Source organism: Rhizobium sp. ERR 1071 (assembly GCF_007828675.1).
GTDB lineage: Bacteria > Pseudomonadota > Alphaproteobacteria > Rhizobiales > Rhizobiaceae > Rhizobium > Rhizobium dioscoreae.
Genome location: NZ_VITM01000010.1, coordinates 184,271 through 209,841 on the forward strand (window position 1 = coordinate 184,271; position 25,571 = coordinate 209,841).

Annotated in this window: 22 protein-coding genes; 7 read left to right on the forward strand and 15 right to left on the reverse strand. The window is 60.2% G+C overall.

Features of this window, described 5'->3' with window-relative positions; all coding sequences use genetic code 11:
• Nucleotides 1–63: 63 nt before the first annotated feature.
• The gene (locus FBZ99_RS26730; RefSeq protein WP_113391195.1) at nt 64–1,848 is read right to left on the reverse strand and encodes an APC family permease; all 1,785 of its coding nucleotides are present in this window, start codon (nt 1,846–1,848) and stop codon (nt 64–66) included.
• Between FBZ99_RS26730 and FBZ99_RS26735 the strand changes: the two genes are divergently transcribed.
• Nucleotides 1,838–2,050 carry a hypothetical protein gene (locus FBZ99_RS26735; RefSeq protein ID WP_145635792.1) on the forward strand — a complete coding sequence of 71 codons (213 nt, stop codon included), beginning with the start codon at nt 1,838–1,840 and terminating at the stop codon, nt 2,048–2,050. The genes FBZ99_RS26730 and FBZ99_RS26735 overlap by 11 nt on opposite strands.
• Nucleotides 2,051–2,089: 39 nt before the next feature.
• Nucleotides 2,090–4,459, forward strand: a complete 2,370-nt coding sequence (locus FBZ99_RS26740) for a DUF1989 domain-containing protein (protein WP_145635795.1) — start codon at nt 2,090–2,092, stop codon at nt 4,457–4,459.
• Here FBZ99_RS26740 and FBZ99_RS33815 read toward each other — a convergent pair.
• From FBZ99_RS33815 to FBZ99_RS26810, 14 genes are all read right to left on the reverse strand, one after another.
• On the reverse strand, nt 4,456–5,055 hold the full coding sequence (locus tag FBZ99_RS33815; protein ID WP_113355745.1) for a methyl-accepting chemotaxis protein: 600 nt from the start codon (nt 5,053–5,055) through the stop codon (nt 4,456–4,458). The genes FBZ99_RS26740 and FBZ99_RS33815 overlap by 4 nt on opposite strands.
• A gap of 116 nt (nt 5,056–5,171) precedes the next feature.
• Entirely contained in the window at nt 5,172–6,509 is a 1,338-nt protein-coding gene (locus tag FBZ99_RS26750) for an NAD(P)-binding domain-containing protein (RefSeq protein ID WP_113355712.1), read from the reverse strand.
• 67 nt (nt 6,510–6,576) lie between these two features.
• On the reverse strand, nt 6,577–7,617 hold the full coding sequence (locus FBZ99_RS26755) for a heme-dependent oxidative N-demethylase family protein (RefSeq protein WP_145635798.1): 1,041 nt from the start codon (nt 7,615–7,617) through the stop codon (nt 6,577–6,579).
• A gap of 29 nt (nt 7,618–7,646) precedes the next feature.
• Nucleotides 7,647–8,612 carry a PDR/VanB family oxidoreductase gene (locus FBZ99_RS26760; protein ID WP_145635801.1) on the reverse strand — a complete coding sequence of 322 codons (966 nt, stop codon included), beginning with the start codon at nt 8,610–8,612 and terminating at the stop codon, nt 7,647–7,649.
• Nucleotides 8,609–9,214 (reverse strand): dimethylamine monooxygenase subunit DmmA family protein, encoded by a 606-nt coding sequence (locus tag FBZ99_RS26765; protein WP_113355709.1) that lies wholly within the window; start codon nt 9,212–9,214, stop codon nt 8,609–8,611. The genes FBZ99_RS26760 and FBZ99_RS26765 overlap by 4 nt, the downstream gene beginning before the upstream one ends.
• 10 nt (nt 9,215–9,224) lie before the next feature.
• Nucleotides 9,225–10,358 (reverse strand): aminomethyltransferase family protein, encoded by a 1,134-nt coding sequence (locus FBZ99_RS26770; protein WP_113355708.1) that lies wholly within the window; start codon nt 10,356–10,358, stop codon nt 9,225–9,227.
• Between the two features lie 114 nt (nt 10,359–10,472).
• Nucleotides 10,473–11,378 (reverse strand): bifunctional methylenetetrahydrofolate dehydrogenase/methenyltetrahydrofolate cyclohydrolase FolD, encoded by a 906-nt coding sequence (folD, locus tag FBZ99_RS26775; protein ID WP_145635803.1) that lies wholly within the window; start codon nt 11,376–11,378, stop codon nt 10,473–10,475.
• Nucleotides 11,379–11,381: 3 nt separating this feature from the next.
• Complete coding sequence (gene purU, locus FBZ99_RS26780; RefSeq protein WP_145635806.1) at nt 11,382–12,266, reverse strand: formyltetrahydrofolate deformylase; 885 nt, start codon at nt 12,264–12,266, stop codon at nt 11,382–11,384.
• 99 nt (nt 12,267–12,365) lie between these two features.
• On the reverse strand, nt 12,366–13,673 hold the full coding sequence (gene glnT, locus FBZ99_RS26785) for a type III glutamate--ammonia ligase (protein WP_113352089.1): 1,308 nt from the start codon (nt 13,671–13,673) through the stop codon (nt 12,366–12,368).
• A gap of 77 nt (nt 13,674–13,750) precedes the next feature.
• Nucleotides 13,751–15,079 (reverse strand): FMN-binding glutamate synthase family protein, encoded by a 1,329-nt coding sequence (locus FBZ99_RS26790; RefSeq protein ID WP_145635809.1) that lies wholly within the window; start codon nt 15,077–15,079, stop codon nt 13,751–13,753.
• 15 nt (nt 15,080–15,094) lie between these two features.
• A complete protein-coding gene (locus FBZ99_RS26795; protein WP_112724649.1) occupies nt 15,095–15,781 on the reverse strand; it encodes a GXGXG domain-containing protein in 687 nt (228 codons plus the stop codon).
• A 31-nt stretch (nt 15,782–15,812) separates the two neighbouring features.
• The gene (locus FBZ99_RS26800) at nt 15,813–16,721 is read right to left on the reverse strand and encodes a class II glutamine amidotransferase (RefSeq protein ID WP_113352090.1); all 909 of its coding nucleotides are present in this window, start codon (nt 16,719–16,721) and stop codon (nt 15,813–15,815) included.
• Nucleotides 16,722–16,814: 93 nt separating this feature from the next.
• A complete protein-coding gene (locus FBZ99_RS26805; protein WP_113352091.1) occupies nt 16,815–17,498 on the reverse strand; it encodes a helix-turn-helix domain-containing protein in 684 nt (227 codons plus the stop codon).
• A 79-nt stretch (nt 17,499–17,577) separates the two neighbouring features.
• Complete coding sequence (locus tag FBZ99_RS26810) at nt 17,578–18,537, reverse strand: GlxA family transcriptional regulator (RefSeq protein WP_113391138.1); 960 nt, start codon at nt 18,535–18,537, stop codon at nt 17,578–17,580.
• Between the two features lie 87 nt (nt 18,538–18,624).
• Between FBZ99_RS26810 and FBZ99_RS26815 the strand changes: the two genes are divergently transcribed.
• From FBZ99_RS26815 to FBZ99_RS26835, 5 genes are all read left to right on the forward strand, one after another.
• Nucleotides 18,625–19,875: a sarcosine oxidase subunit beta family protein gene (locus FBZ99_RS26815; RefSeq protein WP_113352093.1), complete on the forward strand. Its 1,251-nt coding sequence runs from the start codon at nt 18,625–18,627 to the stop codon at nt 19,873–19,875.
• 12 nt (nt 19,876–19,887) lie between these two features.
• A complete protein-coding gene (locus FBZ99_RS26820) occupies nt 19,888–20,166 on the forward strand; it encodes a sarcosine oxidase subunit delta (protein WP_113391140.1) in 279 nt (92 codons plus the stop codon).
• Complete coding sequence (locus FBZ99_RS26825; RefSeq protein WP_145635812.1) at nt 20,163–23,096, forward strand: sarcosine oxidase subunit alpha family protein; 2,934 nt, start codon at nt 20,163–20,165, stop codon at nt 23,094–23,096. The genes FBZ99_RS26820 and FBZ99_RS26825 overlap by 4 nt, the downstream gene beginning before the upstream one ends.
• The gene (locus FBZ99_RS26830; RefSeq protein WP_145635815.1) at nt 23,089–23,634 is read left to right on the forward strand and encodes a sarcosine oxidase subunit gamma family protein; all 546 of its coding nucleotides are present in this window, start codon (nt 23,089–23,091) and stop codon (nt 23,632–23,634) included. The genes FBZ99_RS26825 and FBZ99_RS26830 overlap by 8 nt, the downstream gene beginning before the upstream one ends.
• Nucleotides 23,635–23,830: 196 nt before the next feature.
• The gene (locus FBZ99_RS26835) at nt 23,831–25,552 is read left to right on the forward strand and encodes a peptidoglycan D,D-transpeptidase FtsI family protein (protein ID WP_145635818.1); all 1,722 of its coding nucleotides are present in this window, start codon (nt 23,831–23,833) and stop codon (nt 25,550–25,552) included.
• The last annotated feature ends 19 nt before the right edge of the window (nt 25,553–25,571 follow it).

The window sequence follows — 25,571 nt, forward strand, 5'->3', positions numbered from 1 at the left end:
GCAAAGTCCGGCCTGTGACCAGGCCGGACTTTCGAGCATGAATCTCGTCTTCGACCAGAGCCGTTATGCCGGCAGCTGGAAGAACCAATTGGCGATCAGCACGATGGCAAGACCGCCGGCAAGCGCCAGATAGGGTAGAATACCCGCCTTCCTGACACCCAGATCCTGGCCGACCAGACCAAGATCATCCATGGCGCCGACCGGGAACTTGCCGCCATCGCGAACATAATGCCTGTAGGCAAAGACCGGCAGGATGAGAGCCGCAAAGGCAAAGCCGATCCAGAGCGCATTGGCATAACCCCAAACCTTGGCGCCGGCGCCAAGGAAGAGCGCATTGACGAAGGCGAGGGCGGTATTAAGGCCGATGAGCCAGGACGGCGCCTTCCACGGACGCTCGACATGGCCGGAGTCCATGCGGTGGATCCAGCCCGAATTGAGGTTGAGGAAATTGAAGATGATATATCCGACGTTGGAGACGGCGAGCACGAAGAAATAACCGCTCGTGTCCGACGCAATGGCGAGAAGAAAGAGATTGAAGGCAAAGTCCGTCCACATCGCTCTCGTCGGCGCGCCGTTCTCGTTCACATGGTCGAGATATTTCGGCAGCCAGCCGTCCTTCGAGCCCTGATAGAGGGTGCGCGAGGAGCCGGCCATCGCCGTCATGATCGCCAGGAACAGTGCCAAGATCATCAGGATGACGAGCAATTGCGTTACGATCCGGCCAGCGCCGATCAGGCCCCCGAGCGCTTCAGCAACGCCGGTGCCATCAACGATGCCAGGTGCCAGCATCCCGGTATGCCCGAGCACGCCCTGGAAGGCGAAGGGCACTAGGAAGAAGAAGATGCAGCAGGCAAGGCCCGAGTAGAAGATCGCCTTGAACGTATCCGTCTTCGGGTTCTTCAGTTCGCGCGTGTAGCACACCGCCGTTTCGAAGCCATAGGTCGACCAGGCGGCGATATAGAGGCCGCCGAGGAAAAGCGTCCAGCCGCCATTGCTCCAGGTACCGTCGGTCGCGGCATAGGCAGCCGTCGGCGGCAGCAGGCCGGTCACATTGGCGGAGAGGATCTGGCCGCTGACGATCGGATAGACTCCGATGATGAGCAGCGGCACCAGCACGATGATCGCCAGCCACTTCTGCACGCTCGCCGTCTCGGAAATGCCGCGATGCTGGATCGCGAAAATGATCAGCATCAGGATGCCGCCGATGAAGAAGGTGGCATTGATATTGGCGGTTGCGAGGAAGGGAATGTTGAAGCTGACGAGAGACCAGTTGCGGATGGCCGGCGTAAAAGCTGCAACGCCATCGGCGCTGAGCAGCGCTTTTACCGCATCGTCGGGAGATGTACCGGCATGGGCCGCGATGTATTCGGCGACACGCGGGCTGTCGGCGGTGATCGATGTCGCATGGGCGCTGATCCAGCTCAGCACAGCCTGCGAATCCGCCGCCGGAATGGGGAAGAAGGCATTGAGGATATAACCGGCCGCAATGGCGCAGCCGAGGGACAGCACCGGTGACCAGGCAAACCAGTTGCACCAGACCGAGAGCGGCGCGATGAATTTCGAATAGCGCAGCCAGGCGGTCGCACCATAGACCGAGGCGCCTCCGGACTTGTTGCCGAACATGCCGGCAATCTCGGCATAGGTGAAGGATTGCAGGAAACCCATGATCATCGAGATGATCCACACGACGAAGGCAAGCTTGCCCGTGGTGCCGGCGATGCCGCCGATGGAGAAGAGAACAAGTGGCGGCACGCCCGCAGCCACCCAGAACGCGCCCTTCCAGTCCAGCGCGCGTATAAGCTTACCTTCGGTGCCGGCGGGAGCGCCGGCGTCCACGATGTCAGTCATTGGTGATATTCCCCATTTTGTTCCGGACGTATCTCTCGTACGTCTCCCTGAACGTGCCTCCCATGGCATTGCGGGGCTTGCTGGAGGTTTTCATGAGCCGAGTCTGCGCGCGGTTTCCAGATACATGCCCTTTATGTATAGTGAAGATATTTTCTTTTTAGTCAATATCCCTTTACTTTCGGATGGCATTTTGTCAGCATGATCCCCGTGTTTGACACGCCTCATTTCCCGAGAGGGTTTAATGCGAGAACTCCATCCGCCGACCGCCGGAATACGGCCGATCTCGGCGAGCATCATCCGCTATCCGGGCATTCCGGCCTTGCCGCAAGATACAGAACGCTATCGCTGCAAGGGTGGTGGGTCGCTGGTCGTGCGCGTCGAGCCCGGCGATCGGGTTTTGGTGACGGATAGCGAAGGTGGGCAGGTCTGCGAGCTCACCTTCCTCGATGAGAAGGGCCGCTTTCAATCCGCGGGATTGGGGTCGGCATTCACCGGCGAAGCGACAGGTCTGAAAGCCATTCTTTCCTCGGGAAATGAAAGTGCGGCTCGCGTCAGGACAGCGCTGGAACGGCGCGGAGCAGACATGGCGTCCGCGACAGCATTGCACCTTTTCGGCGGGTCATCTCCTGCCGGCAGCACGGCGGAATTCACCATCGCGACCAAAGGTCTGCTGATCGCCTGCGCACCGGGAACGACCATGTCGCCGGAGGCGCAGGATACGGCAACGCCCATCGAGCTCACAATACGCCGCACGACGATCCTGCGAGACTATGCCTCCGCGCTGCCCGAACCGCTTGCCGATCCGATCGAGGACATCCGCATCAAGGCGGCAACCGCTTCGGCCTATTTCGTCCGCGCCGGTGAATATATTCAGATCATCGATGTCTATGGCCGGCAATGCACCGACTTCCAGGCCTTTTCCGCCCGCAAGGTCGACAAAGGCCTCGACCTTGCGCTCGATTCTACAGTGACCCGTACCCTGCTTGGCCGCAGCTATCCGGCTCCTGGCCTTCCCTCCAAGGCCTTCGACCGTGATTTCGAGCCGTTGGTGGAAATCGTGCAGGACACGGTTGGCCGCCACGATGCCTTCGCGACGGCCTGTAATTCCCGCTACTACGACGACATGGGCTATCCCGGCCACGTGAACTGCACCGACAATTTCAACGCGGCGCTCGCGCCCTATGGTATTGCCGGCCGAAAGGGCTGGGAGGCGCTCAATTACTTCTACAACACCAATGTCGATCACAATAACCAGCTCTATCTCGACGAGCCCTGGTCCAGGCCCGGCGATTACGTCCTGATGCGGGCTCTAACGGATCTTGTCTGTGTCTCCTCATCCTGTCCCGATGACATCGACGCGGCCAATGGCTGGGATCCGACTGATATCCATGTGCGCACCTTTTCCGGCAAAGAGAAATTCACACGAGCGGTGGCCTATCGTATGACCCCAGACGCCGACCCCGAACTGACGCGGGAAACCGCGTTCCACCCGCGCCTTTCCGCGATGACGCGCGACTACACCGAATATCGCGGCTTCTGGCTGCCGAACCGCTTCTCCTCGGAAGGCCCGGTCGAGGAATACTGGGCCTGCCGCGAACGCGCCGTCGTCATCGACCTTTCGCCGCTGCGCAAGTTCGAGGTGACAGGGCCGGATGCCGAGGAATTGCTGCAATATTGCCTGACGCGCGACGTGCGCAAGCTTTCGACGGGCCAGGTCGTCTATTCCGCCATGTGCTACGAACATGGCGGCATGATCGACGATGGCACGCTGTTCCGTCTTGGCGACAAGAACTTCCGCTGGATCGGCGGCGATGACTATAGCGGCATCTGGCTGCGCGAGCAGTCGGAGAAGAAAGGCTTCAAAGCCTGGGTCCGCTCATCTACCGATCAGATGCACAACATCGCCCTGCAAGGCCCGAAGAGCCGCGACATCCTTAAGGAGATCATCTGGACGGCACCGCGCCAACCAACGATCGGCGAGCTGGAATGGTTCCGCTTCACCGTCGGCCGCATCGGCCATTTCGAGGGAGCACCGGTCGTCGTCTCGCGTACCGGCTATACCGGCGAGCTCGGCTACGAAATCTTCTGCCATCCGAAGGATGCAGTAACAGTCTTTGACGCTGTCTGGAAAGCCGGTGAACCCCATGGTCTGAAGCCGATGGGACTCGAGGCGCTCGACATGGTGCGTATCGAGGCCGGTCTGGTCTTTGCCCATCACGAATTCGACGACCAGACTGATCCCTTCGAGGCCGGTATCGGCTTCACCGTGCCGTTAAAATCCAAGCAGGATGATTTCATCGGGCGCGAAGCACTGGTGCGGCGAAAGGAAAATCCTCGCCATCTGATGGTCGGTCTGGACATCGAGGCCAATGAAGCCGTCGGACACGGCGATTGCATCCATATCGGCCGCGCGCAGATCGGCGTGATCACCAGCGCCACGCGGTCGCCAATCCTCGGCAAGACCATCGCGCTTGCCCGCGTCGACGTCACGCATGCCGCTGTCGAAACCAAGGTCGAGATCGGGAAGTTGGATGGCCAGCAGAAGCGGCTTCCGGCTGTCATCGTGCCGCTTTCTCACTACGATCCGCAGAAGACGCGGCCGCGATCTTAATCCGACTTCTTCTGCGCGGCCGAGATCGCACGCGCCGCCTCTTCCGAGGAGTTGGCAAGCGTGCGCATCTCTGCCGCCAGCACCGCAAAACCAGATCCGGCCGTGCCTGCTCTTGCAGCCTCGATGCCGGCATTGACGGCAAGCAGCTTCAAGTAGCGCAGCGACTGCAGAATTTCGTTGGTCTTCGATGCCGTGACCCGCATGCCCGCGGTCTGCTCGTCGAGGCGACGGTAGAGCGATTCGATATTCAGGATACTGCCTTCGAGATAAAGAAGCTCCCCGGCCTCGTCCCATACGCCGCCGCCCGTTTCCGTTACCCAGAGGAAATGGCCGTCGCGATGACGTATGCGATACTCCATCGTCCAGTCGGTGTGACTTTCCAAAGCCTTGCCGACAAGCTCATCCATGAGCGGGATATCCTCTTCGCACATGATCGAAGTGAAGGTTCGCGAACGGTTGCCGATAATCTCGTCAGCGGGATAGCCGAAGATGCGCTCGATGCCGTCGGTCATCTCAAGCATCGTATAGCTTTCGTCCGCCCTACAGCGATAAAGGAAACCGGCCATACGGCCGAGAACGCTTGTCTGGAAATCCATGGAAGCCATGCCCGAAAAGAAAGTTGCGGATGAACTCGTTTCGTCTCATCACATAAAAATCCGGCAAGGGCTGCTCGACGCCTCCCTTGCCGGTCAGGTGGGGAAGTGAGCATGGATCAATTGCGCAGATATTCCTCCATGGAATCGTCGAGCGCGTCAACCCAGGGCGTATGATGTGTCGGCGACATGGTGCCGGTCATCAGTGAGCGGTAGGCGTGGTCGCGGAAGCCCATGATGTTTTCCGCCTTGTGATGCTCCCATTCCATGAAGGTCCTGTTCGTGCCTTCGATATCGAAGCTCGGATAATCGGTCTCGGCGAGCAACTCCTTCACATAGTCGCCCTGATACCAAATCATCTGCTCGGCATCCTCAAGCGTTTCCTCGCGGGCGCGCCACTTGTCGAAGTTCGCCTGCAGTTCCGCTTCGGGCGGCAGCTTGATGCGGCCCATCATGACATCGCGCGCCCACCAAGCCTGCACGTCGAACATGTTGAAGGTGTAGAACTGATCCTGCATGCCGATATAGAAGAGCTGCGGATTCTTATCGAAGATCACACCCTTGTAGAGGTGGTCAGCCCAGAGGCGATTTGCCGTCTTCAGCCGAAGATCATCCGGCAGGAAGGGGAAATGGTGTTGATAGCCTGTGCAGAGGATTAGCGCGTCGACATCCTTCGATGAGCCATCGAGGAAATAGGCCGTCTTGTTTTCAAGACGCGTCAACAGCGGCCGCTCCTCGAAATTCTCAGGCCATTTGAAGCCCATCGGCTTGGAGCGATAGCTCGTCGTCACCGACTTTGCCCCGTATTTCCAGCATTGCGAGCCGATATCCTCGGCCGAATAGCTGCGGCCGACGAGCAACACGTCCTTACCCTTGAACTCGAGCGCATCGCGAAAATCGTGGGCATGCAGCACGCGGCCGTTGAAGGTCTTCACCCCTTCGAAATAGGGCACGTTCGGCGTCGAGAAATGACCAGAGGCAACGACGACATAGTCGAACACCTCGTCATACATCCGGTCCTGAGGGCGATCATGCGCGGTTACCGTGAACTTCTTCGTCTCTTCATCGAAGCGCACCATGCGCACCGGCGTGCTGAAGCGCACCCATTTGCGCACGTCAGCCTTCTCAACGCGGCCTTTGATATAGTCCCAAAGCACGGCGCGCGGCGGATAGGAGGCGATCGGTTTTCCGAAATGCTCCTCGAAGGAATAATCGGCAAATTCCAGGCATTCCTTCGGGCCGTTCGACCACAGATAGCGATACATGCTGCCATGCACCGGCTCGCCATATTCATCGAGGCCCGTGCGCCAGGTATAGTTCCAAAGGCCGCCCCAATCCGCCTGCTTTTCAAAGCAGACGACTTCCGGGATATCAGCACCCTTCTTCGCGGCCGATTGAAAGGCCCTTAGCTGGGCAAGGCCCGAAGGGCCGGCACCGATAACGGCAACTCGTGTCATGTGGCATTCCCCTTCTCGATTATGTCGAAGTTCTTATCGCATGCAGTCGTTTCGCGCCGTGTCGGCATCAATCCGGAAAAATGCCGGGACTGGTCGGGGCGCCGTCGTCATATTTCGATAGCCAGTCGATCGTGGTCTGGCGGAAGCGCGTCAGGCCCTTGTAGTCGATGAGCTCCGGCGGCAGGGTTTTCAGCACGCGCGGGAAGCGGCGCGCCCATTTCGGCACTGTCACCAGTTCATTCATGTTCATCAGATAGCAGCGGATGACGAAGAGAATGGCATTCGAGCGCGGCAGGCGCCACAGGCTTTGCAATTCTACGCGCAGGTGCACCTTCTCGCCGACATTCTCGGGCGTCACCGTTGTGCGATCCGGACCCCATTTCGGGTAGTTTTCGGGGCTGGTATCGAGGCGCGGATTGATTGTCATCGTCCAGTTGAACCGGCGCGTCGGCTTGCCCTGCTGCAGGTTCAAGAGGAATTTGAGCGCGCGGTCGAAGACGCCGATCTGGTGGGCGAGCGGCACCGGCCCATGCCATTCCATGAAATTCATGCCGATATCGAAATCAAGCGACCAGTCGGCCTGGGTTGTGACCATACCCGCATCCATCCAGAGATTGCCGTCACGCTGGTCGATGATGCAGAAATCACCCTGCGCCTGGCGGCTGATGTATTCGAAGGGTTCGTAAGGCAACGTGGACGCATCGCCGAAGGTGAAGGTGTCGTCTATGCCGAGCGGCCTATTGATCCAGCGCCATTGATCGCCATTCCTGGTGAGCGTGAAATGTTCGGGATAGCCGGCAGCCTGCTCTTCCATTAGCAGTTCCAACGTGTCCCATTGCGCCGTCATCATGTGCGGCAGCGCCTGATAGCGTAGGGGATCTTCCTTCAGCACCAGAGCCCGGTCATGCATCTCGGCGACATAATGCTCATCGACGTCGATGAGGTTTTCAAAGACCGTATTCTTCCTCCCCTTCACATGCGGTTCCATGTTGACCGAATACATGTATTCGTCGCGATCGAAGGGGAACGGAAAACGCCGGATATTTTCCGGACTGTTGCGGTAGGTAAAGTCGTCCCGAAACGTTTCCTGCTTGAAGGCGATTGCCATGCCCATTCTCCTGGATATCGGCCGAATGCTTAGAGGTCGAGATGCAGCGCGCTTCCCTCGAACCGGGAGACGCAGATCATCACCTTTCGGCCAGAGGCCTTTTCTTCATCGCTCAGATAGACGTCATTATGCAGAAGCTTGCCGTCGCAGACGGCAACAGCCGTCTCACACTGTCCGCAGGCGCCGCCGCGACAGAGGAAGGGCGCATCGATGCCGGCAGCCTCGATTGCTTCCAGCATGCTTTCGTGATGGCCGACGTGAACGGTCTTACCCGACCGCGTCAGCTTGATGGAAAAGGGCTTGCCAGGCTGCGACGACAGGAAGCGTTCGGAATGCAAGTTCTGTTCCGGCCAACCGGCCTCGATGCCCGTTTTCAATACGCCGTCGATCATGCCGGCCGGACCGCATACGTAGAGATGCGTGCCGAGCGGCTGACTTTCGAGCAGACGGGCGACGGGGATGAAATTGCGATCAGCGTCGCAATAGATCTTCACCCGCTGCGAGCCGTATTGCTCGACGAGCTCTCGGCAATAGGCGCCGCGATCGAGCGAACGCACGGCATAATGCAGCTCGAAATTCGCGCCCTCGCGCGAGAACTGCCGCATCATCGCGATGAAGGGCGTAATGCCAATGCCGCCGGCGATCAAAAGGTGCTTGCGCCCGCGCCAGTCCGGCTGAAAGAGATTGACGGGATAGCTGACCTTGAGCTCGTCACCCTCCCTCACTTTCTCATGCATGAAGGCGGAACCGCCACGCGAGTCCTCGACGCGCAGCACGCTGATCTCATAGGCCGAGCAATCATGCGGCGGCGACATCAGCGAATAGGCGTTGCGACGAACATGACCCTCATCGTTCATCGAGACGATGACATGGGCGCCACCGGAAAAATAAGGCATCGGCGCGCCATCGAGACGCTCGAAGCGGAAACGCTTGATACGATCGGCGACCGGCGTCACCTTCGCGACACGAACCGGAATTTCCGTACCACCGCTCACAGGAACAACTCCTCGGGATCAGGCGCAGTGCCGGGCTCTTCCGCATCGATGTTGACGCCCTGAAAGGCGCCGAGGCGGCGCGAATAGTGGTCGCGCACTAATAGCGGAAGCCCGCAATGGCTGCAGGTAAAGGGACTGTGCGTGACATCGTCGGTGATGCCCTTGCAGTGGACGCATTGCACGCGGCGAGCCAGCGAACCGCGATGCTCCGTGATGATCGAGGCATGATCCATGCCGTAGTCGAGCGCCACCATCATCGCCTGGCCGATAAAGCCCTCGGTGCCGGCGATATAGAGCCGCGTGCCCATATGCGCCGTTGCAAGGGAGCCCTTCAGGCGGAAAAGCAATGTCGCGATCGTCGGCGCCGTGAAGAACATATCGGCGCCGAGCACACGCAGGGCTTCATCATGACCCCTACCTTGCGAGCCGCGCGCGACATAGAGGATTTCGCTGCGCGACAGGATGGTATCGTCAAGCCCGGTCGCCTGGTCGAGGAGAGCATTGGCCCCCTCGCCTTCCAGCGCGAACAGATGCCGCCGGGCATGCGGCTGGATGGAGAGGCCCTTGTAGACCGGTCGGCTCTTGATGCCTTCGACAAGCATGAGCGCCTCCTTAACCGATGGCCGTCCTCTTCTTCTTTTCAGGGTCGTCAAACGGCAGCGTATGGGCAATCGCGCTTGCGTTCAGGCTCTTGCCGCGTACTTCCAGCTTCGTGCCCTGCACGGCCTTGTCGACATCGAGGCGGGCGATCGCCATCGATTTCTTTGTCAGGGTCGAATAGCAGGGGCAGGTGATGACACCGACCTTTTTACCCTCGGCATAGACCTCGTCGCCGAGATCGGCCGGACCGTCCGCATCGATCAGCATACCGAAGATCTTGAAGCGTTCCTTGCCCTTGAGGCGCGCATGTTCTTCGGCGCCGCGGAAACCCGTCTTTCCCGGGCTGACCGTGAAGTCGAGGCCGAGCTCCCAAAGACTATCGCCGGGCGGCTGGTCCGCGAAGGGGTACATCTGCGAGTTATCGTAGGGATAGAAGAGCAAATAGCTTTCGACGCGCAGCATGTCGAGGACGCTGAAGCAGCAGGGGATGATCCCCATCTCCTCGCCTTCCGCGACGATACGATCCCAGACCATCGGCGCATCCTGGCCGCGCACGAAGATCTCATAACCGCGCTCGCCGGTATAGCCCGTGCGCGAGATCATCACGGGCGCACCGAAGAGCGTCGTCTGCATGTGATGGAAGTATTTGAGATCTCGGATGCCAGGGACGTATTTGGCAAGGTAGTCAACAGCGATGGGACCCTGCAGCGACAGATCGTGCAGATCGTCGTCAAAGAGGACAGCGCAGTTGCGGCCGGCCGCCTGCTTGAGCACTTCCTCGTGGCCTGAGCCCGAACCATGCACCAGCATCCAGGAATTCGGACCGGTGCGGTAGACGATGCAGTCGTCGGTGAAGTAGCCGCGATCGTTGAGCATCGCGGCATAGACCGAGCGGCCGGGATAGATCTTCGACATGTCGCGGGTGGTGATATAGTCGAGCACGGCAATGGCGTGCGGTCCAACCAGATGCACTTTCTTGAGGCCGGAAACGTCCATGATGCCGGCCTTGGTGCGGATCGCGACATGCTCCTGCGACATGTCCTTCTCGTAGGTCCAGGCGGTTCCCATGCCGCTCCAATCCTCGAGTTTCGATCCGAGAGCACGGTGCCGGTCCGCCAAGGCGGAGAAACGCCATGATAATGCCATTTCGTTCCCTCTTTTTCTTCTATGGAATATTTATTTCCTGACTATAATCGTCTTTCGCGCCTTGGCAAGCCGATCCGGAGGGTTTTTCTTGGCCGTCCGGATGGTATTTCGCTCTCAAAACCTCGGCGGCTTCTGACCCGCGGCGCGATGGGCAGCGATGACGGTATTGGCCATCAGCATGGCGATCGTCATCGGTCCGACACCGCCTGGAACCGGCGTGATCGCGGCGGCGACTTCGGATGCTTCACCATAGGCGACATCGCCCACCAGCCGGCTCTTGCCCTCGCCGCGCTCGGGTGCATCGATCCGGTTGATGCCGACATCGATAACGGTGGCACCCGGCTTCACCCAATCGGCCTTGACCATCTTGGGACGGCCGACGGCTGCCACCAGAATATCGGCACCCTTTGCGACGGAGGAGAGATCCTTCGTGCGCGAATGCGCCGTCGTGACCGTCGCATTGGCGGAAAGCAGCAATTGCGCCACCGGCTTGCCGAACAGGTTGGAACGGCCGATGACAACGGCATTGAGACCCGACAGGTCCTCGCCATGGATGGAGCGTACCAAAAGCATGGCGCCGGCTGGCGTACACGAGATCAGCCCGGTTTCGAGATCGCCGGTCGCAAGCTTGCCGGCATTGACCACATGCAGGCCATCGACATCCTTCTCCGGCTTGATCGACTGAATGATGTCATCCGAATTCAGATGCTTCGGCAGCGGCAGCTGTACGAGAATGCCGTGGATGGAAGGATCGTCGTTCAGTGACTGGACGAGCCTTGCCAGCTCTTCCTGCGTCGTCTCCGCCGGCAGCGTGTGCTGGATGGACTTGAAGCCGCACTCCTTGGCCATCTTGCTCTTGGAGTTCACATAGGCGTGGCTGGCCGGATCGTCGCCGACGATGACGACCGCGAGCCCGGTCTTCACCCCAGCCTCCGCCTCAAGTTCCGCCGCCGCAGCCTTCACGGCCTCGATCACCGAAGCCGCCGCTTTCTTACCGTCGATCACTGTCGCGAGCGCCATCACTCACCCCATGCGCTCGGAGGCATAGGAGCCTGGGCTTGCCGGGAAGACGACGGTGCGGTTGCCGTTCAAGAAGGTGCGATAGTGGATATGGGCATGAATGGCGCGCGCCAGTACCTGGCTTTCCACATCGCGGCCGATCGAGACATAGTCCTCGGCCGACTGCGCATGCGTGATGCGCGCCGTGTCCTGCTCGATGATCGGACCTTCGTCGAGATCGGCCGTCACATAATGCGCCGTCGCCCCGATCAGCTTCACCCCGCGCTCATAGGCCTGCTTGTAGGGGTTCGCCCCCTTGAAGGATGGCAGGAAGGAATGGTGGATGTTGATGATGCGGCCCGACATCTTTCGGCAGAGCGCATCCGACAGAACCTGCATGTAGCGGGCCAGCACCACCAGCTCGGTGCCGGTCTGCTCGACGATCTCGAGCAGCTGGGCTTCGGCCTGCGGCTTGTTGTCCTTCGTCACCTTGATGTGGTGGAAGGGGATGTCGTGATTGACGACCACCTTCTGGTAGTCGAAATGGTTGGAGACGACGCCGACGATGTCGATCGGCAGCGCGCCGATCTTCCAGCGATAGAGCAGGTCGTTCAGGCAATGGCCGAAGCGCGAGACCATGAGCAGCACCTTCATGCGCTTCTTCTCGTCATGGATCTCCGCATCCATGACGAACTTCTCGGCGATCGGCTTGAAGCCTTCGACGAGCGCTGCCTGGCCCACGCCTTCTTCCGAGATGAAGGAGACGCGCATGAAGAACTTGCCGGTATCGAGATCGTCGAACTGGCTGGAATCGACGATGTTGCAGCCCTGCCCGGCCAGATAGTTCGAGATCGCCGCAACGATCCCACGCGTCGATTGGCACGTCACTGTCAATACATAGCTCGTCATGCTGATCTTCCTCCGCCGTCCGCGGCCAAAATTCCGCCCTCGCGCCGGGGGAATGCACCCCGGCGCCTGAGCCCTGAAGGGCATCTTGCCGCCACGCACTCAGATATCGAGCGTGCTGTCGCGCTCCCACTGCGTGAAGTGCGAGCAGTAGGCGTTCCACTCCTGATGCTTGAGCTTCAGATAGGCTTCGGAGAATTCCGAACCGATCGCCTGCTTCAGCCCCTCGTCCTCGTCATAGGCACGCAGCGCATCGAGCAGATTGAGCGGCAGTCGCGGCGCATTCTTCACGAGATGACCCTCCGCATACATGTCGATATCGTGATGAGGCCCGGGATCGGCCATGCTGCGTAGGCCATCGAGGCCGGCAGCGATGATGACGGCCTGCAGCAGGTAGGGATTGACGGCACCATCGGGCAGGCGCAGCTCAAAGCGGCCGGGACCAGGCACGCGCACCATATGGGTGCGGTTGTTGCCGGTCCATGTCACGGTATTGGGAGACCAGGTGGCACCCGACGTGGTGCGCGGCGCATTGATGCGCTTGTAGGAATTAACGGTGGGATTGGTGATGGCCGCCAGCGACGAGGCATGCTTCATGATGCCACCGAGGAAATGCTTGCCCTCGGCCGACAAGCCGAATGCGGCCTCCCTGTCGGCAAAGACATTGGTCCTGCCATCATTACTCCATACGGAAATATGGCAATGGCAGCCGTTGCCCGTCAGCCCCTTGAAAGGCTTCGGCATGAATGTCGCCCTGAGGCCATGCTTTTCGGCGATCGATTTGACCATGAATTTGAAGAAGGAGTGCTTGTCCGCCGTCTTCAGGGCGTCGTCGAATTCCCAGTTCATCTCGAACTGGCCGTTGGCATCCTCATGGTCGTTCTGATAGGCGCCCCAGCCAAGCTCCAGCATATAGTCGCAGATCTCGGAGATGACGTCATATCGCCGCATGACAGCCTGCTGGTCATAGCAAGGCTTTTCAGCCGTGTCGTATTCATCCGATATCTTGGCGCCATCGGCGGTGATCAGGAAGAATTCGGCCTCGACGCCGGTCTTGACGCGCTTGCCCGCGGCTTCCGCTTCCTTCACGAGCTTCTTCAGCACGTTGCGCGGCGCCTGGGCGACCAGCTCACCCTCCATCATGCAATCGGCCGCGACCCAGGCAACATCCTTCTTCCACGGGAGCTGGATAACGGAGGAGGCATCGGGTACGGCAAAAAGATCGGGATGGGCGGGCGTCATGTCGAGCCAGGTGGCAAAACCGGCAAAGCCGGCACCCTCCTCCTGCATCCCGGCAATCGCCTGCGCCGGCACCAGCTTGGCACGCTGGCCGGAAAAAAGATCCGTATAACTGATCATGAAATATTTGATGCCTTTGTCCTTTGCAAAGGCAGCAAGATCCAGTGTCATTCTCGTTCCCCTTTGGATTTCTTCGAGACACTTCGATGATGCATGCAGCGGCCGGACCTCTCGGTCCGGCCGGTATTTTAAAAGCCTCCCTTGCCCGGGTACCAATTGGTGCCGGCGAGCGGAATCTGCGCCATGGCGGCGGCCTCCATCGTCAGCGCACAGAGATCCTCCGGCTCCAGGTTGTGCAGGTGATTCTTGCCGCAAGCACGCGCGATCGTCTGCGCTTCCAGCGTCATCACGTTGAGATAATTGGCAAGGCGCCGGCCGGCTGCAATGGGGTCGAGCCGGCTTGCGAGCTCAGGATCCTGGGTCGTGATACCGGCTGGGTCCTTGCCCTCGTGCCAGTCGTCATAGGCGCCGGCCGTCGTGCCGAGCTTCTGATATTCTTCTTCCCATTTGGGATCGTTGTCGCCGATCGCAACCAGCGCCGCCGTACCGATGGCAACTGCATCCGCACCAAGCGCCAAGGCCTTGGCCACATCGGCACCAGAACGAATGCCGCCTGAAATGATCAGCTGCACCTTGCGATGCATGCCGAGATCCTGCAGTGCCTGGACTGCGGGGCGGATACAGGCAAGCGTCGGCATGCCGACATTCTCGATGAAGACATCCTGCGTCGCAGCGGTGCCGCCCTGCATGCCGTCAAGCACGACGACGTCGGCACCGGCCTTGACCGCAAGAGCCGTATCGTAATAGGGGCGCGCACCGCCGACCTTCACGTAGATCGGCTTTTCCCAATCGGTGATCTCGCGCAGCTCCATGATCTTGATTTCGAGATCGTCCGGACCGGTCCAATCCGGATGGCGGCAGGCCGAACGCTGATCGATGCCCTTCGGAAGATTGCGCATATTGGCGACGCGATCGGAAATCTTCTGGCCGAGCAGCATGCCGCCGCCGCCGGGCTTGGCGCCTTGGCCCACAACGACTTCGATCGCATCGGCGCGGCGCAGATCCCTAGGGTTCATACCGTAGCGCGACGGGAGGTACTGATAGACCAGCGTCTGCGAATGGCCGCGCTCCTCGTCCGTCATGCCGCCGTCGCCTGTCGTCGTCGACGTGCCTGCGATCGTAGCGCCGCGGCCAAGTGCTTCCTTGGCATTGCCGGAAAGCGCGCCGAAGCTCATGCCGGCAATAGTGATCGGGGTCTTCAGCGTGATCGGCTTCTTGGCGAAACGGCTGCCGAGGACGACGGTCGTATCGCACTTCTCGCGATAGCCTTCGAGCGGATAGCGCGATATCGACGCGCCGAGGAACAGTAGATCATCGAAATGCGGCACCTTGCGCTTGGTGCCGGCGCCGCGAATATCGTAAATGCCTGTCGCCGCCGCGCGGCGGATTTCGGCGAGCGTATGATCGTCGAAGGTAGCGGACTTGCGAGGCGGCGTGTGCGGATTGTGGTAGCTCATGAGGTCCCCTTCGCCTTAGTACGCGTCGGCATTGTCGATATTGAAATTATAGAGCTTGCGCGCCGATCCATAGCGCTTGAATTCCTCCGGCCTGACGCCGCGCACGCCGGCCTTTTCCAGAAGCTCGGAGAGCTTCTGCAGGTGTTCCGGGCGCATCTCCTTTTCGATGCAATCGGAGCCGAGGCTTTTCACCGAACCGCGGACGAAGAGCTTGGCCTCGTAGAGGCTGTCCCCCAGCGCATCGCCGGCGTCACCGAGCACGACCAGATGGCCTGACTGTCCCATGAAGGCCGACATATGGCCGATATTGCCGTAGACGACGATATCAATGCCCTTCATCGAGATGCCGCAGCGCGAGGCGGCATTGCCCTTGATGACAAGCAGGCCACCCTGCCCGGTCGCCCCGGCATACTGGCTGGCATCGCCTTCGATGACGACGGTGCCGGACATCATGTTTTCCGCAACGCCTGGGCCGGCCGAACCGTGGATGGTGACGTTGCCGCCATCATTCATGCCGGCGCAGTAATAGCCGACGGAGCCCTTGATATCGACAGTAACGGGCGCGTCGATACCTGCGGCAACAGCATGATGGCCGCGCGGATTGACGACTTCGAAAGCTGTATCGTTGGTGCCGGCTGCGAGGCCATGAAGGGCGCTATTGAGTTCGCGCAGCGGCGTGACGGATAGGTCGAAAACTGGCATGTAAGATCTCTCTCGATTGCGGCGCTTCTGATCAGGCAGCCTTTTCGTGATCCCAGAAATAGACGGTCGCCGGCTCCGGCTCCCAAATGCGGGCATCCTCGATGCCCGGAAGACTGACGAGCGCGCGATATTCGGAGCCGAAGGCGACATACTGGTCCGTCTCGGCCATAACTGCCGGCTTGCAGGCGATGGGGTCGCGAACGACGCCGAAGCCGGACTTGGTGCCGACGACGAAGGTGAAGAAGCCGTCGAGATCGTCGACCGCGCTTTCGAGCGCCGCCCCGAGATCCTTGCCCTTGGCCATCTCGGCCGTCAGATAGGCGGCCGCGACCTCGGTATCGTTTTCCGTCTCGAAGGTCATGCCCTCGCGCTTCAGCTCGCGCCGCAGGTTGTTGTGGTTCGATAGCGAACCGTTGTGAACCAGGCACTGGTCCGAGCCGGTGGAGAAGGGATGAGCGCCGAGCGTCGTGACGGCCGATTCCGTCGCCATGCGCGTATGGCCGATGCCGTGCGTGCCTGACATGGCGGTGACGCCGAAGCGCGAGACCACATCCTTCGGCAGGCCGACCTCCTTGTAGATCTCGACGGTATCGCCGCTGCTCATGACCCGGATATTCGGGCGCAGACCCGCCAGAGCCACCCTGCCCTCTTCAAGCTTGTCCTTGGCAAGGGTGATGACGGCATGCGTGCTCTTGACCGCCACGGCCACGGGAATGTCGAGCGCCCGCCTCAGCTCATATTCCAATCCGTCGAAATCCTTGACCGGATCAGGTGACTGAACGGTAATCTTGGCCGAGCTGCCATTATCGTTGCCGTAGATCGCGATACCCGCACTGTCAGGTCCGCGATCGGTCATCGTGATCAACATGGAAGACAGAAGCGCGCCGAGTTTCGGCTCCAGCGCCTTATCCTTCAAGAAAAGACCGACAATTCCGCACATGCCCAAAGCCTCCGTTTTCGCATCTGCAAAAATGGCTATCAGGTCCGTTGCGATTTTTCAACTCAAAAGAATAATTTTTTCTTTTAAGGCAAGTCAGTCGGTCTTGCCTCGCTGTGGGTAACTAATGATCGAAAGGTATTTTGCCGGCAGTTTCACCAGCACCTCCGGGCCATGCGGAGCATCCGCATCGAAGAAGAGGCTATCGCCGGGCTGCATGGGGTAAAGCTGGTCCCCATGGCGGTACATGACCTCGCCCTCGAGCATATAGAGGAACTCCATTCCCTCATGCTGGAACGTCGGGAAGACGTCGGAATCCGCCGTCAGCGTGATGAGATAGGGCTCGACGATGACGCCGCTGGAATTGTTGTCGATATGGCCAAGGAGATTATATTGATGGCCCGCGCGCGTGCCACGGCGTTCCAGCTCGACACCCTGGCCCGCCTTGACGAAGACGGCGTTGCGCGGCTCCTCATAGCGACGGAAGAAGGCGGTCAAGGGCACGCCGAGCGCACGCGACAGCGATTGCAGCGTCGTCAACGACGGCGAGATATTGCCGTTCTCGATCTTCGACAGCATGCCGAGCGAGATCCCCGTCGCGGCGGCGAGATCCGTCACGGTGATGCCGAGCTTCTTGCGATAGGCGCGAACTTCGTGGCCGATCGCCATTTCGAGATTGTTTTCCTTCGGCTCGCGAACCGCATGCGGGTTTTGGGAGAAGGCCGAGCGTCCAGCATGGGATTGGTCGTCGGCCGATATCGTGTCTGCCTTGGTTTTCATTCTGTATCCTTTTTTGTCGGCAGGGCCTGCTGGGAAGAACTCTATCTTCCCAGTGAAATTTTCTCAACTGCGACGAAAATCAAACGCGGCGGGTTTCGCTGGGTGCCATGCCATAAAGCGAGCGATAGGCTCTGGAGAAATGCGCGCCGCTGGAAAAGCCGGTGGCGATGGCGATTTCGGAAATCGAAAGCGGACTTTGCTCCAGAAGCCGCCGGGCATGCCGCAGGCGTATCAGCCGATATTGATCTAGGAATGTCGAGCCGAGATGACTAGCAAACAGCCGGTCAAGATGACGCGGCGTGACACCTGCAATGCGCGCCATGGCCGTACGGTCGAGCGGCATCTCGATCGTTTCCTCCATTTTTGCAAGAACGCTGAGCAGGCCCGGATGGTGAACGCCGTAGCGTTCTGCGAGCGAACCACGTTGCGGCGCCGCTGGCTCGCCGACTTCGGTGTGCAGATACCAGTCGCTGACGCGCCGGGCGAAATCGGCGCCCATGTGCTCAGATATTAGCACATGCATCATGTCTAGCGGCGCGATGCCACCGCCGCATGTGATGCGATTGCCATCGATGACGAAGCGTGCCTGGCGCGGCGCAAGTGCTGGAAAGGCTTCGAGCAGGGCCGGCGCATGCTCCCAATGAATGGTGAAATCGCGCTCGGCCAAAAGCCCGGCGGCGGCAAGCAGATAGGGGCCACCGGAGATGCCACCGATGCGCACGCCCTCGCGTGCGAGCTGGCGGAGGCAGGCGAGAACCGAAGGGTAGTGCCAATCGCGCGGCGAGCCGCCGGCGCAGACGAAGACCGTGCCGAGCTCGGATCCGCGACCCGGGAGAGGGTCGGCCGGCACCGGTACACCACCAGAGGATACCGCCGGGATGCCATCCGGCGAAAAAATCGACAATCGATAGATTTCACGTCCGGCCAAAAGATTCGCGGCGCGCAACGGCTCGCTCGCGGAAGCATAGGACATCAGCGCGAATCCCGGGATCAGGACGAAGCCGATGGACTGACTATTTCTTGCATCGATTGGCGCCATGTCCCTTTTCTATCGAAAGAGGTCCTAATTGGGCAAGTCGGCATTTGCCACTCTGTCATCATGAGCGCATTCACAGCGGATCGAACCATGCGCTATTCGGCTTTCTCTGTTTTCCTCAACGGTCTTCGCGGCAACACCGGCTGGGCGCCCGCCTGGCGCCAGCCACAACCGAAACCGCATTATGACGTCATCATCGTCGGTGGCGGCGGTCATGGGCTGGCAACCGCCTATTATCTGGCCAAGACCTTCGGCATCACCAACGTCGCCGTTCTGGAAAAGGGCTATCTCGGCTCGGGTAATATCGGCCGCAATACGACGATCATCCGCTCGAACTACCTGCTGCCCGGCAACAATCCGTTCTACGAGCTCTCGATGAAGCTCTGGGAAGGGCTGGAGCAGGATTTCAATTTCAACGCCATGGTCTCGCAGCGCGGCGTTCTCAATCTATTTCATTCGGATGCTCAACGCGACGCCTATACCCGTCGCGGCAACGCCATGCGCCTGCACGGCGTCGACGCGGAATTGCTCGATCGCGAAGCTGTTCGCAAAAAGCTGCCCTTCCTGGATTTCGAAAACGCCCGCTTCCCGATCATGGGTGGCCTGTTGCAGGCGCGCGGCGGCACGGTGCGCCATGACGCAGTCGCCTGGGGCTATGCCCGCGGCGCCGACAGCCGTGGCGTCGACATCATCACCGGCTGCGAAGTGACTGGTATTCGTTCCGACAATGGCCGGGTCCTTGGCGTCGAGACCACGAAGGGCTACATCGGTTGCGGCAAGCTGGCGCTCGCGGCCGCGGGCAATTCCACGGTGGTCGCCGACATGGCGGGTTTGCGCTTGCCGATCGAGAGCCATGTGCTGCAGGCCTTCGTCTCGGAAGGCCTGAAGCCGTTCATCGATTGCGTCGTCACCTTCGGCGCCGGCCATTTCTATGTCTCGCAGTCCGACAAGGGCGGTCTCGTCTTCGGCGGCGATATCGACGGATACAATTCCTACGCCCAGCGCGGCAATCTCGCGACCGTCGAACATGTCGCCGAAGCCGGTGTGGCGATGATCCCGGCGCTGACGCGCGTGCGCTACCTGCGCACATGGGGTGGCGTCATGGACATGAGCATGGATGGCTCTCCAATCATCGACCGGACGCATATCGACAACCTCTATCTGAACGCCGGCTGGTGCTACGGTGGTTTCAAGGCCACGCCGGCGTCGGGCTATTGCTACGCGCATCTGATCGCCCGCAACGAGCCGCATGAGACAGCAATGCAGTTGCGCCTCGATCGCTTTCGGCGCGGCTATCAGATCGATGAAAAAGGCGTCGGCGCCCAGCCGAACCTGCATTGAGGACATGACGACATGGCAAGCCTGATTTCCTGCCCTCACTGCGGCGCCCGGCCCAAGGAAGAGTTCACCATCAAGGGCGATGCGAACCTCAGCCGCCCGAAAGCCGACGCCGGCGCGGAAGACTGGTACGATTACGTCTATCTGCGCGACAATCCGAAGGGGCTTCACAAGGAGTATTGGCATCACTCATCCGGTTGCCGCCGCTGGCTGATCGTCGAGCGCGACACTGTTACCCACAAGGTCCATGGCGTCAGCGACGCGGCACTTGCCAAGCTTGGGGGCGGCGCATGAGCAGCTATCGTCTTTCCTCCGGCGGCCTGATCGATCGTTCGAAGACCCTCGCCTTCAGCTTCGACGGCCGGGATCTGACGGGCCATCCCGGCGACACGCTTGCCTCCGCCCTGCTCGCCAATGGTATCCAGCTTGTCGGCCGCAGCTTCAAATATCATCGCCCGCGCGGCATCTTGACGGCGGGTGCCGCCGAACCCAATGCCCTTGTCACGACCGGCACGGGCGGACGAACTGAAGCCAATACCCGTGCCACGATGATCGAGCTTTACGATGGGCTCACGGCGCGCAGTCAGAATCGCTGGCCGTCGCTCGGCTTCGATATCGGCGCCGTCAACGGCTTGTTGTCGCCTTTCCTCAGCGCCGGCTTCTACTACAAGACCTTCATGTGGCCCGCCGCCTTCTGGGAGAAGGTCTACGAACCGCTGATCCGCAAGGCCGCCGGTCTCGGCAAGGCATCCTATGAGCTGGATCCCGATTCCTATGAAAAATGCTGGGCGCATTGCGATCTGCTCGTGATCGGCGCCGGACCCACAGGTCTTGCCGCGGCGCTGACGGCGGGACGCGCCGGAGCGCGGGTGGTTCTTGCAGACGAAGGCTTCGCCCTCGGCGGCAGTTTGCTCGCAGAGAAGAATCCGACGTTCGAAAGCATGATCAATGAGCTCGAAAGCCTGTCGAACGTGCAGTGCCTGCCGCGAACGACAGTTATCGGCTGGTACGACGACAATGTCTTCGGGGCGGTCGAACGCGTTCAGAAGCATGTGGCGACGTCTGATCCGCGACGGCCGGTCGAGCGCCTGTGGCGCATCATCGCCAAGCAGGCGATCCTCGCGACCGGAGCGGAAGAGCGCCCAATCGTCTTCGGCGGCAACGACATTCCGGGCGTGATGATATCAGGCGCAATGCGCAGCTATCTGAATCGGCAGGCGGTTGCGCCTGGCAAGCGCATGATAGTCTTCACGACCAACAGTTCCGGCTACCGCACCGCCGCCGAGCTCGAGGCAGCGGGCGTCGAGGTTGCCGCCATCGTCGATAGTCGCGCCGATGGCAACGATCTCTGGAACGGCAAGGCACAAGTCTTGACCGGCGCTCGCGTCATTGACGCGCATGGCGGCAAGCAGCTGCGCCGTGTGACCGTGGCGAGCTCCTCCGGTAGCCGGGAAATCGAAGCCGACGCGCTTGCCATGTCCGGCGGCTGGAGCCCGATCATTCACCTCGCCTGCCATCGCGGTGCAAAGCCGACCTGGTCGGAAAAGTGTGCAGCCTTCCTGGCCCCTGAAAGACAGGATGGCTTGCTGATTGCCGGCTCCGCAGCCGGCCTTGCCTCCACCGATAGCTGCCTTGGCGACGGGGCAATGAAAGCCGCCGAGGCGCTGGAAGCAATCGGCCTTGGCAAGATCGTCCCGGCCTTTGCGTCAATGGAGGAAGTACCGCCTGCTGCCAAGCCGCTCTGGTTTGTCAAAGGTGGCAAGGGCAAGGCCTTCGTCGACTATCAAAACGACGTGCACCTCAAGGATCTCGGCCTTGCCGTTCGTGAAGGCTATGGCGATGTCGAGCTTGCCAAGCGCTATACGACCAACGGCATGGCGACCGATCAGGGCAAGCTCTCCAATGTCAACGCCATTGGCATACTCGCCGAGGCCCGCGGTGTATCGCCGGCCGCGGTCGGCACCACGACGTTTCGTCCCTTCTATACGCCGGTCACTTTCGGGGCGCTGACGGGCGCCTCGCGCGGCAAGCACTTCCAGCCCGCGCGCAAATCCCCTTTACACCAGTGGGCAAAGAAGAATGGCGCGATCTTCGTGGAGACTGGCCTTTGGTATCGCTCCTCCTGGTTTCCGCGCGAGGGTGAAAAAACCTGGCGCGAAAGCGTCGATCGCGAAGTGCTGAACATCCGAAAAAATGCCGGCATCTGCGATGTCTCCACACTCGGCAAGATCGAGATCTTCGGCAAGGATGCCGCCACTTTCCTCGACCGTATCTATTGCAACGGTTTCGCCAAGCTTTCCGTCGGCAAGGCGCGCTACGGCATCATGCTGCGCGAAGACGGCATGATCTATGATGACGGCACCACCAGCCGGTTGAGCGAAGACCATTTTTTCATGACCACAACGACAGCGCTTGCCGCCGGCGTGCTCACCCACCTGGAGTTCTGTGCCCAGACGCTCTGGCCCGAGCTGGAGGTCTGTTTCGCGTCGTCAACCGATCAATGGGCGCAGATGGCGGTCGCCGGACCCAAGTCGCGGTTGATCCTCTCCGAAATCGTCGACGAGGATATTTCCAACACCGCCTTCCCGTTCATGAGCGCGCGCGCGGTCTCATTGTTCGGCGGCAAGCTTGAGGGTCGCCTCTTCCGCATATCTTTTTCCGGGGAGCTCGCCTACGAGCTCGCCGTGCCGGCGGCCTATGGCGAATTCGTCGCCGACGCCATCATGGAGGCGGGTCAAAAACATGAAATTTGCGCCTATGGCGCCGAGGCGCTTGGCGTCATGCGTATCGAGAAGGGTCATGTCACCCATGCCGAGATCAACGGCACGGTAACGCCAGGCGATCTTGGCTTTGCCCGCATGGTTTCGGCGGCGAAGCCTGATTTCATCGGCAAGGCGATGCTCGCGCGCGAGGGTCTCCAGGCCGCCGATCGGCTTCGCCTCGTCGGTGTCAAACCGGTGGACCCGGCAACAAGCTTCCGTACCGGCGCCCATATCCTTGCGGACGGTGCGGCGGCGACACTCGAAAACGACCAAGGCTATGTGACATCGAGCGCCTTTTCCCCCAGCCTCGGCCATACGATCGGGCTCGCTCTCATCAAGAATGGAGCGGAGCGCATCGGCGAGAAGGTCGTCGTCTGGAACGGGCTTAGAAACGAATACACGGATGCAATGATCTGCAGCCCGGTCTTCCTCGACCCGCAGAATGAGAAACTCCATGCCTGATTTGCCGATATCAAAGCCGGTCCTTGCCGGAAAGACCGTCCTGCAAAGCGAGACCATCCGGCTTGAAGCCCTGCCCGAGGGGCATCTCCTGCATGTGCTGGGCGCAACCACGAGCGAAGAGCTTTTGGCCCATCTTCCTGTGGCCGGCCTCAAGCGGAGTTCCGTACGCCCGGCGGGATACCGGCAATGGTTCATCGCCGGTAACGAGCAGCTCGTTCAATCTCAAAGGCAGGCTATCGCCGATGTCCTGGCCGGCCGCGCCTTCATCTGCGACCAAAGCCACGGCCGTATCCGCATCCTGGTTTCGGGCCAGGACGCGCCCCGGATACTCAACAAAGGTACGGCCGTCGATCTGCATCCATCGAGCTTCCCCGAGGGGCGCAGTGCCATGACGCTTTTCGGTCATATCTCTGTGCAGCTTGCGCGCATCGGCATGAACGATTTCGAGCTGACTGTGCTGCGCAGTTTTGCGGAATCGCTTTATGAGGAACTCGAAGCTCTGGTTCGATCTCAGGATGCCGAGCAGCTCGCGCTCTGAACCACATCTCTGGCGCGGACATGGTCGGGCAGGGCTATCTCGCCCGCAACCGCAATACGCGCAGAGCGCGAGGCGCGCCTCAAACACAACGTTAGTAAGAAAAACTTATAATTAGGTCCCTGTTAACCATCTTGAGCTTAGAGATTGTTGATCCAGAGGCACGTCCGCCTTCCCCTGTTTTGCGAATAAATCGTTCATGTCGATCATCCACGCCCTCGGCGCAAATAGCGGTCGCCTCATCAGAATCACCTTTGGTCCGGGCGGACGAGAGCGCCCGCCTGTACGCGCAACGGGCAAAGCCAAACTCGCCAAAGCTCGCATCATGATGCTGGCGGGTGGGCTGTTCGTCTGTTATGTGGCGATCTTTGCCAGGCTTACCTATTTCGATATGGAGCCGCGGACCGACACGTCGGCGATTCCGCCGGATCATGTCAGCGCCGCGCGCCCGGATATCGTCGACAGAAACGGCGAATTGCTCGCAACCGATATTCGCACAGTCTCGATGTTTGCCGAGCCCAACCGCGTGATCGATCCGGACGAGGCAGTGGAAAAAATCGCCTCGATCTTTCCCGATATCGACCGAAAATCACTTTATAAAAAGCTTTCCGACCGCCGCTCGCATTTTGCCTGGCTGCGCCGGCAGCTGACGCCGAAGGAACAGAGCGAGATCCTGGCGCTCGGCATTCCGGCGATCGGCTTTCGGCCTGAGGTCAAGCGTTTCTATCCGGGCGGGCGAACAGCCGCACATATTCTCGGCTATGTCGATATCGACAATCACGGCGTCGCCGGCATGGAGAAATATCTCGACATGCAGGGCCTGTCGGATCTCGCTTCCACGGGCCTGACGAGCCGCGACCAATTGGAGCCGGTACGGCTTTCGATCGATCTTCGTGTTCAGAACGTTGTGCATGACGTGGTGTCGGATGCAATCGGCCGATATCAGAGTCAGGCGGCTGGCGCCGTCATCCTCGACATCCATACCGGCGAAGTGCTGGCCATGGCCTCGGCTCCCGATTTCGATCCGAACGATCCGCAGGCTGATGTCAAAGGCTGGCTGAACCGCATGTCGAACGGCACCGACGAGATGGGCTCGGTGTTCAAGACCTTCTCGATCGCAATGGCCATCGACACGGGCATGGTCAAGCTGACGGATACCTTCGACGCCAGCTCTCCCCTGCATTATGGCGGCTTTACCATCCATGACGACCGCGACGTGCCGCGGCGTGTCCTGTCGATCCCGGAAATCTTCCGCTATTCGTCCAACATCGGCACGGCCAAGATGATGGATAAGGTGGGCATGACCATCCAGAAGAGCTATCTGACCCGCTTCGGGCTGTTGACGAAGATGCAGACCGAACTGCCCGAGGTGAAGGCGCCCAGCCAGCCAAAGGTTTGGAAGAAGCTCAATTCTATCACCATCGCCTTCGGCCACGGCGTCGCCACTACGCCGATGCAGACGGCCGTCGCTGGCGCAGCCCTCATTGATGGCGGCAAGCTGATCGAGCCTTCCTTCCTTCCGCGCACGCAGGAAGAAGCGGAAAAGACCGAGACGATGATCGTCAAGAAGAGCACCAGCGACACGATCCGCTACCTTTTCCGTCTGAACGGCGAACAGGGCACCGGCAGAGCCGCCGACGTCCCCGGCTATCATGTCGGCGGGAAGACGGGCACCGCAAACAAGGTCATTCACGGCGTTTACTCGCACAAACTCAGCTTCAATTCGTTCCTGGCGGCATTTCCCATGGATAATCCGAAATATGTGGTGCTGGCCTTCATCGACCAGCCGCTGACGGGTGTTCACAACCTGAACCTCGCTGCAGAAACGGCGGCCCCCATGGTCCACGATATCATCAGCCACGCCGCGCCGCTGCTCGGCGTCGAGCCCGATTTCGGATCGAACTTGCTCGCCGCCTACTGAGGATTGGGTGTTTGATCCC

Bases quoted from the DNA above. Each gene is read 5' to 3' on its own strand.
- FBZ99_RS26735 (WP_145635792.1), top strand. From the start codon at position 1,838: ATGTCAGTCATTGGTGATATTCCCCATTTTGTTCCGGACGTATCTCTC.
- FBZ99_RS26730 (WP_113391195.1), bottom strand. From the start codon at position 1,848: ATGACTGACATCGTGGACGCCGGCGCTCCCGCCGGCACCGAAGGTAAG.
- FBZ99_RS26740 (WP_145635795.1), top strand. From the start codon at position 2,090: ATGCGAGAACTCCATCCGCCGACCGCCGGAATACGGCCGATCTCGGCG.
- FBZ99_RS33815 (WP_113355745.1), bottom strand. From the start codon at position 5,055: ATGGATTTCCAGACAAGCGTTCTCGGCCGTATGGCCGGTTTCCTTTAT.
- FBZ99_RS26750 (WP_113355712.1), bottom strand. From the start codon at position 6,509: ATGACACGAGTTGCCGTTATCGGTGCCGGCCCTTCGGGCCTTGCCCAG.
- FBZ99_RS26755 (WP_145635798.1), bottom strand. From the start codon at position 7,617: ATGGCAATCGCCTTCAAGCAGGAAACGTTTCGGGACGACTTTACCTAC.
- FBZ99_RS26765 (WP_113355709.1), bottom strand. From the start codon at position 9,214: ATGCTTGTCGAAGGCATCAAGAGCCGACCGGTCTACAAGGGCCTCTCC.
- FBZ99_RS26770 (WP_113355708.1), bottom strand. From the start codon at position 10,358: ATGGCATTATCATGGCGTTTCTCCGCCTTGGCGGACCGGCACCGTGCT.
- folD (WP_145635803.1), bottom strand. From the start codon at position 11,378: ATGGCGCTCGCGACAGTGATCGACGGTAAGAAAGCGGCGGCTTCGGTG.
- purU (WP_145635806.1), bottom strand. From the start codon at position 12,266: ATGACGAGCTATGTATTGACAGTGACGTGCCAATCGACGCGTGGGATC.
- glnT (WP_113352089.1), bottom strand. From the start codon at position 13,673: ATGACACTGGATCTTGCTGCCTTTGCAAAGGACAAAGGCATCAAATAT.
- FBZ99_RS26790 (WP_145635809.1), bottom strand. From the start codon at position 15,079: ATGAGCTACCACAATCCGCACACGCCGCCTCGCAAGTCCGCTACCTTC.
- FBZ99_RS26795 (WP_112724649.1), bottom strand. From the start codon at position 15,781: ATGCCAGTTTTCGACCTATCCGTCACGCCGCTGCGCGAACTCAATAGC.
- FBZ99_RS26800 (WP_113352090.1), bottom strand. From the start codon at position 16,721: ATGTGCGGAATTGTCGGTCTTTTCTTGAAGGATAAGGCGCTGGAGCCG.
- FBZ99_RS26805 (WP_113352091.1), bottom strand. From the start codon at position 17,498: ATGAAAACCAAGGCAGACACGATATCGGCCGACGACCAATCCCATGCT.
- FBZ99_RS26810 (WP_113391138.1), bottom strand. From the start codon at position 18,537: ATGGCGCCAATCGATGCAAGAAATAGTCAGTCCATCGGCTTCGTCCTG.
- FBZ99_RS26815 (WP_113352093.1), top strand. From the start codon at position 18,625: ATGCGCTATTCGGCTTTCTCTGTTTTCCTCAACGGTCTTCGCGGCAAC.
- FBZ99_RS26820 (WP_113391140.1), top strand. From the start codon at position 19,888: ATGGCAAGCCTGATTTCCTGCCCTCACTGCGGCGCCCGGCCCAAGGAA.
- FBZ99_RS26825 (WP_145635812.1), top strand. From the start codon at position 20,163: ATGAGCAGCTATCGTCTTTCCTCCGGCGGCCTGATCGATCGTTCGAAG.
- FBZ99_RS26830 (WP_145635815.1), top strand. From the start codon at position 23,089: ATGCCTGATTTGCCGATATCAAAGCCGGTCCTTGCCGGAAAGACCGTC.
- FBZ99_RS26835 (WP_145635818.1), top strand. From the start codon at position 23,831: ATGTCGATCATCCACGCCCTCGGCGCAAATAGCGGTCGCCTCATCAGA.